Here is a 15,616-nt window from a genome sequence, read left to right as displayed (position 1 = left end):
GCAGCATCCTCTAAGTGCAGGCTCGTTTCATGTCGAGAATGTTTGCTTGCCGTATGTTAGCTAGTCGTGCCCCGCTTCATCTGGTGCCCAGATGCTGTGGGAATCGATCTGGATCTTGAGCAGAGCACGATCGGCTTCGGAGCGCGCCTCGATTTCCATTCGGCGCGCGTCATTGGCCTGCCGGCGGGCATAGAGCATATCGGAGAGGTCGATCTGCCCGAGTTGGTAACCGCGCACCGTCCTTTCGGCGGCGTCGCCGGCGCTGCGCGCCGAAGCGTCGGCATTGCGCCAGGCATCGAGCCGGGTGTGCGCGTTGGAAAGGTCGGCATTGGCGGTCGCCTCGATGCTGCGCTGCACGGCCGCGAGTTCCATGCGCGCGGCATTGGCCTCGGCTGACGCCTGATCGGCTGCGGCTCTGCGATAGCCACCGCCGAGCGGGATTAAAGCCACCACGCCCGCGCCGGCTTCCGCGCCGCCGCGCTCGCTGAACAGGCGGACGCCGAAGCTCGGGTCTGCGATGCGATCCGCTCGCACCCGACGCGAAGTCACGTTCAGACGCTGCGCTTCCTTGTCGGCGGCGCGGATCTCGTGACTGCGCTCGATTACCAGGTCGCGCATCGCTTCCAGCCCCTGGGCGGGCAGCATGGGGTCGGCCAGTTCTGGTGGTTCGGAGGGGAGCGGGATTTCCGGAAAGGACGCTGCGAAGGTCACGCGCGCCTGTTCGCGCAGCGAGAGTGACGATGCGGCCTGCGCGCGCGCCTGAGCCAGCGCCGCCTGCGCCTGGTCGAGGTCGAGTTGGGCGGCGTCTCGCAGCGTGACCCGCCGCTTTATGGCGGCGATTGCCTCCTCCAGCCCGCGGACGCTGTCGAGATCGTTGCGATAATGGCTTCCCGCAGTGAGCCAGTCGTGCCAATAGCCGGCCAGCAGCAGCGCGGTTTGATGGCGGACATCCTCCATCTGGTTTTCCGCGACCTCAATGCCGAGCGCACCGGCTTCGCGGTCGAGCGCGGCCTTGCCCGGCAGGCGGAATGGGCGGCTGATTGTCGTATCGAATTCGTCGAACCCGCCTTCGCGATCGACGGTTCGGCGAATGTAGCTGCCGCTCACCGTCACTTCGTGGGGGCCTTTGCGCAGCATATCGCCGCGTGCCCGTGCGGCTTCGACGCGCGCAATTGCGGCGGCGACGCTGGGGTGATTGTCGAGCGCTTCGTTGACCTTGTCGGCAGGCGGCAGATCGGTATGCTGGGCCAGGGCAGGCGCGGCCGTCAGAAGGCCGAGAGCGGCGAGTACGATCCGCATCAGGCGATCCTTCCATGATCGAGCAGGGGCGTCGTGCGCCACCGGACCGGCAGATCGCGCCGCGCGTCTTTTACGGTGCGGAGCAGGTCGGGCACCGCGTCCGCGCTCACGATCAGTTCGAGCGTCGAACGCTTCAATTCGCCCGACACGCGCTCGGCGGTTCCCGCATCGCCAAAATCGCGACCTCGCACAGCTTCCCCGCGGACATGGATTGGCGTGGGGGAGACGGCGCGGATCGCGTCCACGAGAAGCTCGGTATCGCGGGTGGCGCAATGGAGGGTGAACAGCAGGTCAGGCATTAGCGGCCTCCCCGGCGCTTTCCCCGAAGCGCTCGAACAGGATCGGCAGCAGGACCAGCGTCAGCAAAGTGGAGGTAATGAGGCCGCCGATCACCACGATCGCGAGCGGCCGCTGGATCTCGGACCCCGGCCCGCTGGCGAACAGCAGGGGGACGAGGCCGAAGGCCGTGATGCCGGCAGTCATCAGCACCGGTCGCAGCCGACGCTGCGCGCCCAGGCGCACGGTCTCGGCCATACCCACCCCGTCGGCGCGCAACTGGCGGAAATAGGCCACCAGCACCAACCCATTGAGCACGGCGATGCCGAGCAGGGCGATGAACCCCACCGACGCCGGGACCGAGAGATACTCGCCCGACAGCCACAGCGAGATCAGCCCGCCGACCATCGCGAAGGGGATGTTGGAGAGGATCAGCAGCGCGGCGCGCAATGAGCGCAGCGCCGCCAGCAGGACGAGGAAGATCAACACCAGCGCTACGGGCACCACCATCATCAGCCGGGCCGATGCGCGCTGCTGGTTCTCGAACTGACCGCCCCAGACGATGCTGTAGCCTGCCGGTAGCCGTACCTTGGCGGTGACCTGCGCCTTCGCCTCATCGACATAGCCGACCAGATCGCGGCCGGAGACGAAGGCCTGCACCAGCGCGAAGCGCGAGCCGTTCTCGTGATCGAGCTTCACCGGTCCCTGCGTGCGCTCCACCCGCGCCATGTCGCTGACACGCGCCAGCGTGCCATCGGGCGTGCGCAATTGCAGGTCGGCGAAACGGGCCGGATCGCTCCGGATGCCGTCGTCACCGCGAATGACGATCGGAATGCGTTTCTGACCTTCGGCCACGACCCCGGACCGCACGCCCTCGACCTGTCCGCGCAGCGCGTCCTGGAGCTGGTCGACCGGCATCCCGAACCGCCCCGCTGCCGCGCGGTCGATGTCGAGTTGGAGATAGTCCACATTGTCGTTGGCGACCGTCAGGACCTCCGATGAGCCGTGGATGCCGGACAGGATATGCTGGATCCGACCCGCGAGCTCGGCGAGCGTTGCGGTGTCAGGCCCGAAAATCTTGACCGCTAGATCGCCGCGCGCGCCGGTGAGCATCTCCGAGACGCGCATCTCGATCGGCTGGGTGAAACTCGATTGGATACCGGGCAGGCCGTCCAGCGCCTTGCGCATTTCCCCGACGACGAAATCCTTGTCCCCGCGCCATTGCGAGCGCGGCTTCAACTGGACGAAGCTGTCGGTCTCGTTCGGTCCCATCGGATCGAGACCGATCTCGTCGGAGCCGACGCGGGCGATCACGTCCTCCACCTCCGGCACGGTGCGGAGCGCGCGCTGCACCGCCATGTCGCCGGCCACCGATTGGTCCAGGCTGATCGAGGGCAGCTTGGTAAGCTGCACGATCACCGAGCCTTCGTCCATCGTCGGCATGAAGGTCTTCCCGGCCGCGCCATAAGCGAGGCCCGCCAGCACCAGCCCGGTGGCGGAGAGACCATAGACCAGCTTCTTGTGCGCGAACGCCGCGTCGAGCAGCGCCTGGTAGCGTGGGCCGATCTGCCGCATGATCCATGGCTCACCATGATGGCCGCTCCTGAGGCTGAAGGAGGCAAGGACCGGCACCAGCGTCAGGGCGAGCAGCAGGGAGCCCGCGAGCGCGAAGACGATGGTGAGCGCGACGGGCGCGAACAGCTTGCCCTCCAGCCCCTGCAGCGAAAGCAGGGGCAGGAACACGAGCGCGATGATGACGATGCCCGCCGACACCGGCACGATCACCTCGCTGGTTGCGCGGAATACGTGGTTGAGTCGGGGCGTGTCCTCGCCCTGGGCATGGCTCAGGCGCTCGACGACATTCTCGACCACCACCACCGCGCCGTCGACCAGCATCCCGATCGCGATGGCGAGCCCGCCGAGGCTCATGAGGTTCGCGGACAGCCCCATGCCGCGCATGAACAGGAAGGTGATGAGCGCGGCCATCGGCAGGGTCGCCGCGACGATCGTGGCCGCACGCCAGTCGCCGAGGAACAGGATCAGCAGCACGACGACCAGCACGGTCGCTTCCAGCAGCGCCTCCTCGACCGTGCCGACCGCGCGCCCGATCAGATCGGAGCGATCGTAGAAGACATGGATCTGCGTGCCTGCGGGCAAGCTGTGCTGAAGCCCGGCAAGCCGCGTCCGCACGCCATCGACCACCGCCCGCGCATCCGCGCCGCGCAGCGCGATCACCAGGCCCTCCACCGCCTCGGCCTTGCCGCCGCGCGTCACCGCCCCATAGCGGGTGAGGCTGCCGGTGCCGACTGTGGCGACGTCGCCCAGGCGGACGATGCGGCCGTCCCGGCTGGCGATGACCAGCGTTTGCAGATCCTCCACGCTGCGGATCGCGCCCACGGCTCGGACGATCAGCGATTCCTCGCCATCGGTCAGGCGCCCCGCGCCGTCATTGCGATTGCCGCTTTCGATCGCGGTGCGCAGATCGGAGATCGAGAGCTTCGCGCTCGCCAGCGCCACCGGATCAGGCCGGACCTCGAAGGTACGAACATAGCCGCCCAGCGCGTTCACGTCCGCGACGCCGGGCACTGTGCGCAGCGCCGGGCGGATCGTCCAGTCGAGCAGTTCGCGTTTCTGCTGGAGAGACAGCGGCCCTTCGATCGTGAACATGTAGACGTCGGACAGGGGCGTCGAGATCGGCGCGAGACCGCCGGTCACGGCAGCAGGCAGATCGCCCGTCACGCCCGCCAGCCGTTCGGCGACCTGTTGGCGCGCCCAGTAGATGTCGGTGCCGTCGGTAAAGTCGATGGTTATGTCGGCGATGGCATATTTGGCGCTCGAGCGCAGGATCGCCTGGTTGGGAATGCCGAGCATCTCCGTCTCGATCGGCGTGATGACGCGGCTCTCGACCTCCTCCGGCGTCATGCCGGGGGCTTTGAGGATCAGCTTCACCTGGGTCTGCGCGATGTTGGGATAGGCATCGACCGGCAAGTTGACAAAAGCCCAGACCCCGAGCCCGGCCGTGGCGGCGGCAAGGATCAGGACGAGCAGACGATAGGACAGCGCGGTGGCGACAAGCGAACGCAGCATCGGGAGAGCCTATTGCGCGGTGGCGAGCGCCTTGAGCGCGCTCGTACCGGAAACCACCACCTGTTCACCGGGCCTGATCCCGGAGAGCAGCACCGTGCGGCCATCACTGCCGCTGCCGCCGGTCACGGCGCGCACGGCAAAGCCGCCGCGCGCGGTCACGAACACAACCGGCTTGCCGTCGATCATGGTGACCGCCGTATCGGGCACGCTGACCGCGCCCGCCGGCGCCGGGCCGACGATGACGATGCTGGTTGCGCGCCCCGCGACAACACCGGGTCCGGCCGGAATCTCCGCCTTGAGGCCGGCCGAACGGGTCGCGGGATCGATGGCCGTTCCCACCGCGACGATCCGGCCGGTGAGGTTGGGAAGTAGCCGCACGCTCATGCCGGGGCGCACTTGCCCGATCAGCCGTTCGGGCAATTGGCCGACCACTTCATAGCGATCCGTCGCGTCGATCACATAGGGCGCGGTGGTGCCGTCCACCGGATTGCCGGTCTGGATGGAGGCGCTGGTGACGCGACCCGCGATAGGAGCCGTCAGCGTATAGGAGCCGCTGGCGCCATGACCGCCCACCATCGCCAGGATGCGCGACTTTTCCGAAACGTCGGCGCGAGCCTCGGCTGCGATGGCATTGGCTTCGTCAGCGCGCGCGCCTGCGATGATGCCTTCGCGGCTGAGCAGGGAGAGCCGCGCGGCATTGGCCTCGGCTACGCCACGCCGCGCGTTCGCGCGGCTGAGGTCCGCGCCGATCGTCAGCACGTCGCGGCTGGCGATGATCGCCAGCGGCTGGCCCCGCCGCACGCTGTCGCCCTCGACCACGAGAGTCCGCAACACGGTGCCGGGAAAGGTCGCGGCCACCGCCACCCGGGCGTTGGCGGGAGGCTCGATCATCGCGGGGATGGTGGCGAGCGCCGCATCCGCGGCTGCCGTCGCGGGCATAAGGCGGATACCCATCTGCGCGGCGCGGCGCGCATCCACCGCCAGGATCCCATCTGTCGGTTGGGCGTTGCTTGCCGGCGCGGAGTTGCCCGTCTCGACCGGTCGACTGGCGAACCACCACAGGCCTGATAGAATCAAGGCGATCGTCGCGGCGCCCGCAATGAGGGTGTATCGTCTGGACATGCGCTCGGGCTAGGGAGCGTTCCTGACCGAACCCTGACGGGATATGAGGATTGAAGATCAGGTCGCGGGAAAACGCAGCACCAGTTCACGGTCGGCCGGATCGGTCTCAAGCGTGCCGCCATGGGCCGCCATGATCCGGTCGACGATAGCGAGGCCGAGGCCGGCGCCATCCTTGCTCGCATGGTCGGCGCGGCGGTGGCGTTGCACAAGGTCGCGCAACCTTTCGAGCGCCAGCCCAGGGCCCTCGTCCCGCACGCCCAATAGCGCGTGGGGGCCGGCGAAGACCTGGATCGTGCCACCAGCCGGCGTCACGCGCGCGGCATTCTCGATCAGATTGCGCAGCGCTGCCGCAATCGCTTCGCGCCTGCCGTTCACGACCGCAGCCTGACCGCGGGTATCGAACGCGATCAGCTTGCCTTGTGCGATGATCCCCGGCGCCACGGCGCTGACGACCTCGCTCGCCACATCCGCGAGTGACACCTGTTCGGGAGCGGTCTGGGCGGCCTCCGCCGCGTCGATCTGCGCGAGCAGCATGAGTTGGTCGATCAGCCGGCGCATGGCCGCCACGTCTTCCTTGAGGCGCGCGGCGTCGTCATAGTCAAGCCGGTCGAGTTCGAGAGACAGGAGGGCGAGCGGCGTGCGCAACTCGTGCGCGACGTCGGCGGCGAACGCTTCCTGCCGCCGCGCGGCCTGATCGAGCCGCGCCAACAGATCGTTGACCGCATAGACGAAGGGTAGCGCCTCGGCGGGCATTTGCGACGCATCGATGCGGAACCCTCGTTCGTGGCCCTGTGCAGCCTCGATCCGGGCGGCGGCATCTTCCAGCGGTGCGAAGGCCTGGCGGATCACTCGGAGCACCATGATCGCGACGGGAACGAGCAGGACGACAAGCGGCAGAGCGACATGCTCAAGCATTTCCTTGATCGCGCGGATCATCGCCGCGCGTGCATCGAGATGTGTGAAGGTGACACTGTAGAAGAAGGCGACCGCCGCCAGCAGCAGAACGGTGCCCGCCACACCAATCAGGCCCAAACCGCGTTTGAGGCGCCGTGAGATGGAGCGCTGCACGGTCATGCCTTCCCGTCCTTCAGCATATAGCCGACACCCCGAACGGTATGGAGCGCGCCGGCCACGCCCGTGTCTTCGAGCTTGCGGCGCAGACGCGAAATGGCGGCTTCGACCGCATTGGGGGTCACCGGATCGTTGAAGCTGTAGAGCGCGTTCTCGATCACTTCGCGATGGACCACCGTGCCGGCTCGCCGCATCAGCAGTTCCAGAAGGTCCGCCTCGCGGCGCGAAAGGTCGATCTCGCGATCGCCAATGCTGGCAGAGCGGCTTGCCGTGTCGAAACGCAGCATGCCGACTTCGATGACGGGCTGGGTTCGAACGCCAGGCCGGCGCAGCAGGGCGCGGATGCGCGCGGCGAGCTCGTCGATCTCGAAGGGTTTGACGATATAATCGTCTGCGCCGGAATCGAGACCGGTGACGCGATCCTCCAGCGCCCCACGCGCGGTCTGGATGATGGCAGGCGGCATCTGCTGATATTTTCGGCGGCTCGCGAGCCAGTCGATCCCGTCGCCGTCGGGCAGGCCGAGGTCGAGTATGATGGCATCATAGCTCGCGCTGCCCATCGCAGCGTCGGCTTGTGCGAGATCATGGGCAACATCGCACACGAAGCCCCGGCGCTGAAGACCGTCGGCGATCAGTGCCGCCATTCGCTCATTATCTTCGACGATGAGAAGGCGCATGGGTTTAATGTAGACTTTCCACCAGGAACGAAAGGCAAGAAGGATTGAAGCTTTCTACCAGACCATCAACCGATGTTTTCAATCCCTTTCCTCGTGCGAACCGTGATGGGAATGGCGTTGCTGCGGCGCGAAGGCGGTCGGATCCACCATGACAATGGCGATGATTGCCAGAACGATCGCTGCGGCACCAAGTAGAGCCGCAAACAAGCCTGGTCCCCGAGCCTCACGCACATTCGGATAGAGGCTGTTCTTCTTGCGGCCGCTGATCATCGCGCGAACAAGGTTTTCGCCGGTGAGCAGCGACATCAACAGCACGGCGCCGACATGAAGCCCGATCAAAGCAAGCAGGCTGTAGGCGAGGGTTTCATGAAGGTCTTTGTCCATGCCGCCTGCCGCAACGCTGCTGCCGCTCCAGATGACGATTCCGGTCAATCCGATCAGCGCCACGACTGCGATCGCGCCCAGTGGATTATGACCCACGGAACGTCGAGGATGGCCAGCTAGAAGGTCGCGTGCATGGGTGGCGATTGCTGTTGGCCGAATGAAATTCACGAACCGGGCATGCTCGCCTCCGACGAAGCCCCAGATCAGACGGAACGCAAGCAAGGCAGCAGCAGACCATCCTGCGACCATATGCCACGATGCGATCGGACTATCGTCGTCGGAAGAGAGAAACGCGATCGAGATCGCTAGGACCAGCAGCCAATGGAATAGCCGTAGCGGCGTGTCCCAAACCTTGAATGTCCTTGTATATTCAGAATTTGTCATCACGTTCGCCTTTCCAGCTGGAAGGGCTACGGGTGTTCACTGACCGAATCCTGACGATGTGAGCAGCGTGGTTCAAACCACTGTTCCGAACAGCCTCCCGATGCCCGCGGTCGCAGCCAGGGCCAGCGCGCCCCAGAATGTGACCCGTAGGATTGATTTCATGGGGCGGGCGCCCCCGGCCCAGGCGCCAAGCGCGCCCAGCAGTGCGAGAAACAACAGGGTTGCCGCGACCTCGATTGCGACGAGGCTATCATGCGGAACGACGGCGACCAACAACAGGGGCATGAGGGCGCCTGTGCTGAAAGTTGCGGCGGATGTGAGCGCGGCCTGGATAGGGCGGGCGGTCACGACTTCGGAAATGCCGAGTTCGTCGCGGGCATGCGCGGCCAGCGCATCCTTTGCCATTAGTTCGTCGGCTACCTGCCGGGCCAGTTCCTCATTCAGACCGCGTTTGACATAGATGTCCGCCAGTTCCTGATGCTCGAGCACCGGTTGAACGGCGAGTTCACCTCTTTCCCGGGCGAGGTCGGCATTCTCCGTGTCCGCCTGAGAGCTGACCGAGACATATTCGCCGGCGGCCATCGACATGGCGCCTGCCACCAGCGCCGCCATCCCTGCGACCAGGATATTGGCCTTGCCCGCGCCGGAGGCTGCGACGCCGACGATGAGGCTCGCGGTCGAAACGATCCCATCATTGGCTCCCAGCACTGCCGCGCGTAGCCAGCCGATGCGTGACACCGCATGGCGTTCGGGATGGGATCTTAGTCGGCTCATGGTGTCCTTCGTAAAATGCCGTGAAAAAGTTCAACAGTCTTTCCTGACGAAACCCTGACGATGATTGGTAGCCGGCATAGCTCAGCAATCCCTACTTGAATCGGTCTACATTTGTCGCACCACGCTGAAATCGGCACTCGGTGAAGGGGCCGTCACGCTTGAATCCATAGAGATTGGAGAGACCCGGCCTAGTTCATGTGATCATGGCCTCCTGCAGGCGGCTCATGAGAGGCAGCGCCAATTCCAGATCATCCGGTTCGACGGCTGCCTCCAATATGGTTTCGACGTGCATGACGGCTATGTTCACAGCTTTGGCCTTCGCATGACCGCGGGGATCGATTTCGGAATCCGTCTTCTTGCGAAACTTCGGGGTGAAGAGACTGCAAAAATTACGTAACTCGCGATCGAATATGATCCAGCCCCCCGTTCGATACGGGTCGTCCACGTAATGCGAGTCCTGAACTAATCGCGACAGCGCGTGCGATTATGGGTGAGGATGCGGCCTATCAGGCCGCTTTGATCGCTGCGGAACGTCGCGTATGAGTGAGAGGCGCGTTAGAGGGGCTTACAAGCCGCATCAGCTTCCAGCCCAGGAAATAGCGGAACGGGAGCCGAACTGGGCAAGGATAACTTGCACTGCGTCGCTCAATAACTGCGGCAATCCCCATTCGGATAACGGAAACCGAGCGTATATTGCGAGATGAAGTGATACGGCCTTCCGCTCGAACATGATCGCCGTCGCTGGACAATGGAAGCCGTGGACCGAAAGGGAGGTCCACGAAATCGTAGCCCGATCACGGGAAAGGAATTATCTTTCCCGATTGCTGACCCACATGCTTGCCGTTTTTCGCTGGCGGATGATCGAACAAGATTGGCGGCGCCTCCTCTCGCTGCTTGCTCCGTCAAAGTGAGCGGTTTCGCGCGGGCATCGTCCCCAGTCTACCGTTTCGGCGCCTTTGGGCGCTGCGCGCGGATTTCCGCCAGCAGCACGCCAAGATATTTCTCAGCTTCGGCAGCTTCGCTTTCGGGATAGGCGGCCGTCATGCGTCCGCTCCAATAGCCATAGTCGACTGTCGTCAGGCTGGAACGCCATGGTTTGCCGTCGCGATAGCCGGTGAAAGTTCCGCGATAGGCCTTGAGGCGGCGATTGGTTGGGATCGTCGCCGGTCCTTCCGACACGATGGTCGGCGCGGCAAAATGGGACATCGTAGCCTGACGCATGATCATATAGTGGTCGCGTGGCGACATCTGGTCGATATGGACCACCGCCATCCGCACCACGATGCGATCGTCGCCGGTGCCGAGTGGCCGGTCGTAGCCGATGGCGATATACTCGCCGCCCGGATCGAATGCCCGTTCCCTGAGGCGGGTAAAGCCCTCGAATTCCTCCGGGAAGCGCAGGCCGCTGGCCACGTGGACAAGAGTTGTGCCGTCCGGCGCCAACTCAAATCCGTCGGGTACCGCGATTGCCGTGGCGTCGGCCGAAGGCGGCGCAGCGGGCGCGGTTTCAGCCAGTGACGGAGCCGCCGAGGACAGCCCCAGCAGGATGGCGGCGGCAAGGGAAACTGGAACGCGCAATGATCGGGACATCGAAGTCAAATCCTCTGGTGAGTATGTCGTAATTAGGCCGGTCTTCGCAATTATGGCAGGGGGCTGTTTGGAATCAGGCGGTAAGACGCTGCGATGGACGCGAAGTCGGGATTGCGCAACGTCATCGTTCGTTTGTATCCGCTTGGGCATCCTCGCCCGTGAGCACGGTCAGGGATGTGCCTGTACTCCCGCTTTCGAGGGTATCGGCCGTGACGATCAGCGTGCTTCCCGGTTTGAGCACCGACAGCAGGCCCCGTCTGAAGTCCTCGGGAAGGATTAGCCGCTCCCGGTCCTGCCGCGAGACTTCCCCCGTCTGTGCACCGCCAAATACAGGGAGGAACATCCAATGCGTCCCGTGTTCGTCGATGGAGGCGAGGTTGAAGGCCTGAAGGCCGGAGATCTTGCCGCGGATGGCGACAGGCGCCGAACCGATTTCGATGCCGTTTCGCAACACCACGGCGCGCTGGTCCGCCGCGCTGACGATTATGGAGATCGGCCCTGTGAGTGCTTTCTCTGGCTGCCAGACCGTCAAAAAGGCATTCCCGAACGACGAGCGCCGGGCCGTATCCTGCAGGATACGGGGAGCTGGGGCAAAGCGCGGAATCTCGCTTGCCTGCGTGATGATGACCGTCAGGCCAAGCTGCGTGACATCATAGAGGTGCTCGGCGAACGTCAGGGGAAACCGGATGCATCCGTGCGAGGCGGGATAGCCCGGAAGATTGCCGGCGTGCATGGCAATCCCGTCCCAGGTGAGGCGCTGCATGTAGGGCATCGGCGCGTCATTGTAGAGGTTCGATCTGTGCGCGACTTTCTTTTGGAGGATGGTGAAAACCCCGGTCGGCGTTTCGTGGCCGGCTGCGCCGGTGGAAACGGTCGAGATGCCGATCAGGACGCCGTTGCGATAGACATAGGCCCGCTGCCTGGCGAGGCTGACGATGATGACCACCGGACCATCGGGAGCCGCTTCGGGCGCCCACAGGAACTCTCCTGGCCGTAACGCTTCCACGCTCGCCGCGATCGATCCTGGATCAAGCGCCATAGCGCGGATCGGAGCGGCGGTCAGGCAGAGCGCGGCAGTCATGGTGCCGGCAAGAAGCGTTCGGCGCGAGAAGCGTGTCGATGGTGCGTGGGATGCGCCGGCCGTTGCCACGGCAGTGAGCGTCGGGGTTCGCAATATGATGTCTGGTGTTGTGATTTTATCCATCCTCTTCTGATCAGGCCATAATATCGGTCTGCTTCGCGACGGCCAGCGAATCCTTGCCGAAGAACATTTCTGTCCGTCCTGCAAATACACGGCGACACGTTCCTTGGTTGGCGGACCACTGCTGATATGTTGCGTCGATATGACCCCGCGAACGATTCTGTTTCCAACCGATTTTAGCGGTCGCTGCGACCGAGCCCGCGACCGCGCGATACAGCTGGCGAGCGAGTGGCGCGCACATCTGGTTCTTCTCCACGTTCAGAGGGATCCCGATCCCGCAGACATGCTCGACGGACTGCAGGCCGCCGAGAGTCGCCTTCATGCCCGCTTGCGGGCGGAGGTGGCGGACCCGGATATTCCGGTCGAGACACGCCTCGCCACCGGCGCCGTCTCGCAGGCGGTGCTGGAAGCGTCAACCGCATGCGGGGCGGATCTCATCGTGACCGGCATCTCGCGCCATGACGATATCGGGGATTTCCTGATCGGCACGACCGTGGAGCGCATGATACGCCATGCTCATGCGCCGGTGCTTATCGTGAAGGAAAAGACCCAGCACCACTATCGCCGGGTCTTGGTCGCAACCGATTTCTCCGGCTGCTCGGCCCAGGCGCTTCGCACGGCCATGGCCGCATTCCCCGCTGCCGAGATCACTCTCGTTCACGCCTATCACGTGCCGCTGGAGGCACTTCGGGGCCGGGAAGGGCCGGCAGCTGCGCTGCAGGCCAGGATAGCCTATGATCTGGATGCCTTTCTGGACAGGACCGATCTGCCCGCCGACGCACGCGACAGGCTGGATATCAATGTCGACTATGGCGAGGTTTGCGAGGTTGTCCGCAATCATGTGAAGCTGAGCGAAACCGACCTGGCCGTGATCGGAACGCACGGTCGATCGGCCCTGACGGTGGCGGTGCTCGGCAGCACGGCGCGGGCGCTGCTCAGCCGTCTCGATTGCGATGTCCTGCTCGTGCGCCAGCAGCCGCAGGCGGATGCTGCCGTCTGATCCGGATCGTCATCCTTGCCTGCCTGGGCTTCGTCGCGGCGTCGATGCTCGCGACTTGGGTCTACGGCCTGTTCGCCAGTCGCGCGCAGGGGGAGCCTTCCTACGCACTGTCGATCGAACGCGGCCGGACGCCGCTCGATCAGCGTATCGGCGCCACGACGGATGCGCACCCCGGTGAGAGCGGCCTGCTTTTGCTGGACGAGAATCTCGACGCCTTCGCGGCACGTGGATTGTCGGCGCGCAAGGTCGAGCGCTCGCTCGATCTGATGTATTACATCTGGCACGACGATCTGACCGGCCGCCTTCTTCTGGCCGAGGCCCTGTCCGCGGCCGATCGCGGCGTCAGGGTGCGGATCCTGATCGACGACATCGGCACCAGCCATACATCTGATGCGATGATCGCCATGGCGCATCATCCGCATATCGAGATCCGTATCTTCAACCCGACCCGGGCGCGGCAGGGCGGCTTGCGGCGCGGCATCGAAATGATGCTGCGCGCCTTCAGCGTGACCCGGCGCATGCACAACAAGGCCTGGATCGCTGATGGCCGCGTTGCCATCCTTGGCGGGCGCAATATCGGCGACGCCTATTTCGATGCCGCGACGCAAACCAATTTCCGCGACATGGACGTGCTGGTGATGGGGCCAGCCGTCGCCCAGACGGAGAAGATCTTCGACGATTACTGGAACAGCGGCCTGGCGTTGCCGGTCGATAGGCTTTCGCCCTTGAAAGATCCTGGCGCGGCGCTGACGCGGATCGCCGCCGAATTGAGCAACGCTGCCAATGAGGCTGCCGCGCGCCCCTATCTGGAGCGCATCGCCAAACGGCTCTCGCTTCTCGATCCCGAGACCACGCGGCCCGACTGGACTCGCGCCGCCCGCGTGATCGCCGATCCGCCGCGCAAGGTGCTGGGCAAGGAGGGCAAGAACTGGCTGATGCACGACCTGCTGCCGGTCTTCGATGCGGCGCGGGAAAGGCTTGAAATCACTTCGCCCTATTTCATCCCCGGCGAGGAAGGCACGGCGGCGCTCGCCGCGATTGCGGCAAAGGGGGTTTCGGTCTCGGTCCTGACCAATTCTCTTGCGGCAACCGATGTCGCCGCGGTCCATGGCGGTTATGCGCGCTACCGTGTTCCGCTGCTCGAGGCAGGGATCAAGCTCTGGGAATTGCGCCCCGAGCATCAGGAGCGGGACTTTTCCCTGCGAGGATCGAGCCGGGCAAGCCTGCACACCAAGGCTTTCACTGCCGACGGGCATATGGGGTTCATCGGCTCGATGAACCTGGATCCTCGTTCGGCTTCCCTCAACACGGAAATGGGCGTCCTCTTCGAGTCCGAGGCCCTGGCCCGGAAGATGGCTGCCATCTGGCAGCGCGATACCGCGCCCTCCCGCAGCTATGAGGTCTGTCTGACGTCGGATGGCGACGTGGCATGGGCCGGGAGCCGGAACGGCGTGCCCGTCCGATACGACCGGGAACCGGAAGCCTCGTTCTGGCGCAGACTAACCGCACAGGCCATTGGCCTTCTGCCGCTGGAATCGCAGCTTTGACCCAAGCAGGCTTTCGGCGCCGTCTTCAATTTTGCGTGTTGCCGACGAATGGACCGTCTGCGACGGGGACCTGTTTCCTTGAGATCATGCGCTTGAGCGCGGATCGTTGTCGGAGCGCAGAAATCTGCTCCAGTCGATCTGGGCGAGCGCAGCAAGCAGGATGATCATGCCGATCTGCATCGCGATGCCCCACGGACTGGTGAGGCGCTCGGTAAAGACGTCACCCAGGCTCGATTTGCGGATCACGCCTGCTGTCGCGGCATAGATCGAATAGGAGACGAGACGCCCGACGAAAAACGCTGCTGTGAACTTCCCCAGCCTGATACCCGCAAGGCCGGCCGCTTCGAACAGTTGCGCCGAGGGAAGCGGAGAGAGCGCGAACAACGCGAGCCCGAAAATCGCGCTTTTCGGTCGGTCCTCGACGACTTTTTTCGCTGCTTCGAGGTTGCGCTTTTGTTTCGCGGGCAAATAGTCCTTGAGAAATCGAAAGCCCCAGGCAAGCAGCAAACGTCCAAGAGCGGCCGCGAGCGCGCCAATGAACACGATCAAGGCGACAGGCAGATCGGTCGTCAGGCCATAGAGAACGATGATCGACCATGTCGGGGGACCGAACGCGGGCAACAGGTTGATACCAAGGACGATCAGGAAGAGAATCAGGCACGCGGTCATTTCGCCTTCGGCGTTATCGCATTTGCGCAGGGTCAGCGAGCCGGATGGGAGAGGTGTCTTTCAGCCTGTCAATCCATGCGTCTACTTCTCGACGCGCGTCCAGATCTGCGACCGGCACCCGATGCGCCCGACGAGGCAGCCGTTCGCCTCGAGCCTGTTGCTGTCGAGTACCGTGACGCGCCCGGTGAAGGTCCGGCCGATATCGGGCACGAAAACGCGGCCGCGCCACACGCCGGGCTGCTCCTGCTCGAAATCACGAAACAGCTGTGCGCCCACCAGAGGATCCGGGCTGCCCTTGCGCGCATCGGCTTTCGCCTTGTCGTTAGCCCAGACGACGACACCGCACATCCTGTCGTCGCACGGTTGCGCGCGGATATGCACACTGTTTGCAGGGTTGCGCCAGATAGTCCCGGAAATGCTCGATGCCGGAGCATTTCCGACCGTTGCCGCCAGGATGAGCAAGACCGAAAGCGGTTTGTATCCTCCGATCATCCTGGCGTTTCCTTTGTTGTTCGGGGCAGGGCACCCTTGCCGC

General features: G+C 64.4%; 16 protein-coding genes and 1 pseudogene. 3 read left to right on the top strand and 14 right to left on the bottom strand.

Annotation, left to right across the window (positions count from 1 at the left end; translation table 11 throughout):
• Positions 1-60: 60 nt before the first annotated feature.
• The 9 genes from ATN00_RS14935 to ATN00_RS14895 all read right to left on the bottom strand — a co-directional run bounded on the left by ATN00_RS14935 (position 61) and on the right by ATN00_RS14895 (position 9,519).
• On the bottom strand, positions 61-1,299 hold the full coding sequence (locus ATN00_RS14935) for a TolC family protein (protein ID WP_021246259.1): 1,239 nt from the start codon (positions 1,297-1,299) through the stop codon (positions 61-63).
• Positions 1,299-1,598: a DUF3240 family protein gene (locus tag ATN00_RS14930; protein ID WP_021246260.1), complete on the bottom strand. Its 300-nt coding sequence runs from the start codon at positions 1,596-1,598 to the stop codon at positions 1,299-1,301. Before ATN00_RS14930 ends, ATN00_RS14935 begins: the two co-directional genes overlap by 1 nt.
• The gene (locus tag ATN00_RS14925; protein WP_030538175.1) at positions 1,591-4,662 is read right to left on the bottom strand and encodes an efflux RND transporter permease subunit; all 3,072 of its coding nucleotides are present in this window, start codon (positions 4,660-4,662) and stop codon (positions 1,591-1,593) included. The genes ATN00_RS14930 and ATN00_RS14925 overlap by 8 nt, the downstream gene beginning before the upstream one ends.
• 9 nt (positions 4,663-4,671) lie before the next feature.
• Complete coding sequence (locus ATN00_RS14920) at positions 4,672-5,784, bottom strand: efflux RND transporter periplasmic adaptor subunit (protein ID WP_030093018.1); 1,113 nt, start codon at positions 5,782-5,784, stop codon at positions 4,672-4,674.
• Between the two features lie 57 nt (positions 5,785-5,841).
• On the bottom strand, positions 5,842-6,858 hold the full coding sequence (locus tag ATN00_RS14915; protein WP_021246263.1) for a sensor histidine kinase: 1,017 nt from the start codon (positions 6,856-6,858) through the stop codon (positions 5,842-5,844).
• On the bottom strand, positions 6,855-7,532 hold the full coding sequence (locus tag ATN00_RS14910; RefSeq protein WP_021246264.1) for a response regulator: 678 nt from the start codon (positions 7,530-7,532) through the stop codon (positions 6,855-6,857). The genes ATN00_RS14915 and ATN00_RS14910 overlap by 4 nt, the downstream gene beginning before the upstream one ends.
• 78 nt (positions 7,533-7,610) lie before the next feature.
• Complete coding sequence (locus ATN00_RS14905) at positions 7,611-8,300, bottom strand: cytochrome b/b6 domain-containing protein (RefSeq protein WP_030538173.1); 690 nt, start codon at positions 8,298-8,300, stop codon at positions 7,611-7,613.
• A 72-nt stretch (positions 8,301-8,372) separates the two neighbouring features.
• A complete protein-coding gene (locus ATN00_RS14900; protein ID WP_030538172.1) occupies positions 8,373-9,074 on the bottom strand; it encodes a VIT1/CCC1 transporter family protein in 702 nt (233 codons plus the stop codon).
• Between the two features lie 193 nt (positions 9,075-9,267).
• Complete coding sequence (locus ATN00_RS14895; protein WP_021246267.1) at positions 9,268-9,519, bottom strand: hypothetical protein; 252 nt, start codon at positions 9,517-9,519, stop codon at positions 9,268-9,270.
• Between the two features lie 280 nt (positions 9,520-9,799).
• Between ATN00_RS14895 and ATN00_RS24390 the strand changes: the two are divergent.
• Positions 9,800-9,985 (top strand): annotated as a pseudogene (locus tag ATN00_RS24390) (DUF7079 family protein); the annotation flags it as partial.
• Between the two features lie 28 nt (positions 9,986-10,013).
• Here the strand turns inward: ATN00_RS24390 and ATN00_RS14885 are convergent.
• The 3 genes from ATN00_RS14885 to ATN00_RS23725 form a co-directional block, all read right to left on the bottom strand.
• Complete coding sequence (locus tag ATN00_RS14885) at positions 10,014-10,664, bottom strand: hypothetical protein (RefSeq protein WP_051749579.1); 651 nt, start codon at positions 10,662-10,664, stop codon at positions 10,014-10,016.
• A 121-nt stretch (positions 10,665-10,785) separates the two neighbouring features.
• The gene (locus ATN00_RS14880) at positions 10,786-11,868 is read right to left on the bottom strand and encodes a L,D-transpeptidase (protein ID WP_081856543.1); all 1,083 of its coding nucleotides are present in this window, start codon (positions 11,866-11,868) and stop codon (positions 10,786-10,788) included.
• A 10-nt stretch (positions 11,869-11,878) separates the two neighbouring features.
• Positions 11,879-12,121: a hypothetical protein gene (locus tag ATN00_RS23725; RefSeq protein ID WP_162180676.1), complete on the bottom strand. Its 243-nt coding sequence runs from the start codon at positions 12,119-12,121 to the stop codon at positions 11,879-11,881.
• On the opposite strand from ATN00_RS23725, the gene ATN00_RS14870 reads away from it, so the two are divergent.
• Positions 12,008-12,865, top strand: coding sequence for a universal stress protein (locus tag ATN00_RS14870; RefSeq protein WP_021690797.1), 858 nt, complete (start codon positions 12,008-12,010; stop codon positions 12,863-12,865). The genes ATN00_RS23725 and ATN00_RS14870 overlap by 114 nt on opposite strands.
• Before the next feature lie 44 nt (positions 12,866-12,909).
• Positions 12,910-14,412 (top strand): phospholipase D family protein, encoded by a 1,503-nt coding sequence (locus ATN00_RS14865; protein ID WP_051743722.1) that lies wholly within the window; start codon positions 12,910-12,912, stop codon positions 14,410-14,412.
• Between the two features lie 84 nt (positions 14,413-14,496).
• Here the strand turns inward: ATN00_RS14865 and ATN00_RS14860 are convergent, their stop codons facing one another.
• Both ATN00_RS14860 and ATN00_RS14855 read right to left on the bottom strand, forming a co-directional pair.
• Entirely contained in the window at positions 14,497-15,081 is a 585-nt protein-coding gene (locus ATN00_RS14860) for a hypothetical protein (protein WP_021246272.1), read from the bottom strand.
• Positions 15,082-15,162: 81 nt separating this feature from the next.
• Complete coding sequence (locus ATN00_RS14855; RefSeq protein WP_021246273.1) at positions 15,163-15,573, bottom strand: DUF2147 domain-containing protein; 411 nt, start codon at positions 15,571-15,573, stop codon at positions 15,163-15,165.
• Positions 15,574-15,616: the final 43 nt, after the last annotated feature.

This window comes from Sphingobium baderi, assembly GCF_001456115.1.
GTDB classification, from domain to species: domain Bacteria; phylum Pseudomonadota; class Alphaproteobacteria; order Sphingomonadales; family Sphingomonadaceae; genus Sphingobium; species Sphingobium baderi_A.
This window is presented reverse-complemented; position numbering and strand designations above follow the sequence as displayed.